The organism is Bacteroidota bacterium, assembly GCA_018816945.1.
Lineage (GTDB): Bacteria > Bacteroidota > Bacteroidia > Bacteroidales.
In genome coordinates this window covers 1-2,033 of sequence record JAHIVC010000012.1, presented here as the reverse complement: position 1 = coordinate 2,033, position 2,033 = coordinate 1, and the positions used below count along the sequence as shown (strand labels likewise).

The 2,033-nt window shown below is 35.7% G+C and carries 2 protein-coding genes and 1 pseudogene; 1 reads left to right on the top strand and 2 read right to left on the bottom strand.

What is annotated here, in order from left to right:
* Nucleotides 1-326 (bottom strand): annotated as a pseudogene (locus tag KKG99_02400) (IS30 family transposase).
* 373 nt (nt 327-699) lie between these two features.
* On the opposite strand from KKG99_02400, the gene KKG99_02395 reads away from it, so the two are divergent.
* Nucleotides 700-1,449 (top strand): hypothetical protein, encoded by a 750-nt coding sequence (locus KKG99_02395; protein ID MBU1011831.1) that lies wholly within the window; start codon nt 700-702, stop codon nt 1,447-1,449.
* Between the two features lie 391 nt (nt 1,450-1,840).
* Here the strand turns inward: KKG99_02395 and KKG99_02390 are convergent.
* A partial coding sequence (locus KKG99_02390) for a hypothetical protein (GenBank protein MBU1011830.1) occupies nt 1,841-2,033 on the bottom strand: 193 nt, incomplete at its 5' end.

Genomic DNA, 2,033 nt, shown 5'->3' with positions numbered 1-2,033 from the left:
CCGCGTTCCCAGGGACTTCTCGGGTGGGCAAAATATACTTTGACGCCGGTAATATCGGTAAACAATTTATGCTTTGCCATTTCCCGCCCTTGATCGTGAGTCATTGATAATTTCATCTGTTGAGGAAGTTTCTTTACTTCTTTGGCGAATGCCTTAGCAACAACTTCCGCCTCCTTGCTCTTTACCGGGACGAGAATAGTCGTGCGGGTCGTGCGCTCTACCAGAGTGCCAAGAGCCGAACGATTGTTCTTCCCAACAATCAGATCTCCTTCCCAGTGTCCGGGGATAATTCTATCTGCCACTTCCTTCGGCCTCTCTTCAATGCTTAACGGTTAAGATTGGTATGAAACCGATGTGCTAAACTTGTCTTTGTTCGTTAAGTTGGTAGAATAGATATGTTTTATCAATCTAATCTATCAATCATATGAACAAAGAAAAAAGAATTAAATTACGAGAGAAAATTAATGAGATGCATTTTAAAAAAACATTTCAAGGAAACAGATAATTGAAAAAGAAAAAGTATCTTGGGAGTTTGCAATTAAATGGACGCAATCAGAAGAGCAAGATTTCGAAAGAGACAATCGGGGCTGGCAGAAAGGAAAGACCAGAACACATACAGACGATGAAAAACAGTTAATCAAAAATACCAGAGAAGAATTAGAAAAATCAAATAAATTATATATCGGCCCGAAAGCTATTTTGAAATATTTATATGAAAACAATAATCAGAACAAACAGAATAAAAATATTAATCCAACTAAAATTAATCTATCATTTATCAAAACCGTTTTAAAAGAATTCGGATTGTCGAAATCTCATCAGAAAAGAAAAAGAGGGATTTCAAAATACCAGCATTATCCTAAACGATTGATTTCAGAAATCGGCTCGCTCGTTTTAGAAGTTGATTTTATTCAGCGATTTATTAAAGGACAAACCAATCCGGTTCACTTTATAGCCTTTTCTTGCAAATCGCTTGGCTTAAAGCAATACAGGCGCATCTTAGCTCAAACCAATAAGAATGCCAGAAAAGAATTAGAATGGTTTTTCAATAATTTCTTAATTCCGGATGCCGTTAAAATGGATAACGGTTTGACGTTTATCGGCAGCGCTTCCGCCGTTAGAACAATCAGTAAAACCATTAAATTTTTACTTGATAAAAAGATCATTCCAATTTTCACCAATCCTCGTAGTCCGTGGAACAATGGCTCAGTGGAAGGTTCCAATTCCGTATTTGCCAGAAACTTTTGGAATAAATTTACTTTTGAATCAATAGCTGATCTGGATAAAAAGTTAAAGCTGTTCAATAAATCAAGTTTATGGTATTCGGATTATGATCGAAGCAAGATTCGGAAAAAAGAAGACAAAGAATTTATTCCTCAAACATATTTCATCCGCAGAGTTTATGAGAATCAAGAAAGCGAAAAAGGCGAGATTAATAGGGTCTGCTGATTTTCTCCAAATATTCCCCTCTCGGGAGGGGTTGGGGTGGGTTTTTACGCTAATTTAACACACCCCTAGCCCCTCTCAAGAGGGGAATTATAAGAAAATCAGCAGACCCTAAATATCTTGAACGAGAAAATTAATCTGCCGAATGAACACATAACTTTATACACATTATCAAAGTGGAACTTAAAAACTGAAACGCTTTATGTCTATTTTGAAAAAGAACAAGAGAAATTATTGATCAAGAAACTGGGATTTGAAATTAATAAAAATTGCAAAATTGAAATTTAATAATCACATCGGTTTCATACCAATCTTAACCTTTAGGGGTTGTTATGGTTCGACAGAACTTACCATGACATTTGGAACGTATACTGCCGTTCATCTCCCGTGGGTTTTATAAAACTATATTTATCAACCTTCCTTTCACAAAAATCACTTTTCTAATCTCTTTTTCTTCAATCCATTTCTGAATCTTTTCGCTTTCAAGTGCAAGTTTTTTTGCGTCAGTTTCGGAAATGTCAGCAGTAATTTTAATTTGATCTCGGAGTTTGCCGTTGATTTGTACTACTAAAATTACTTCTTTTTCT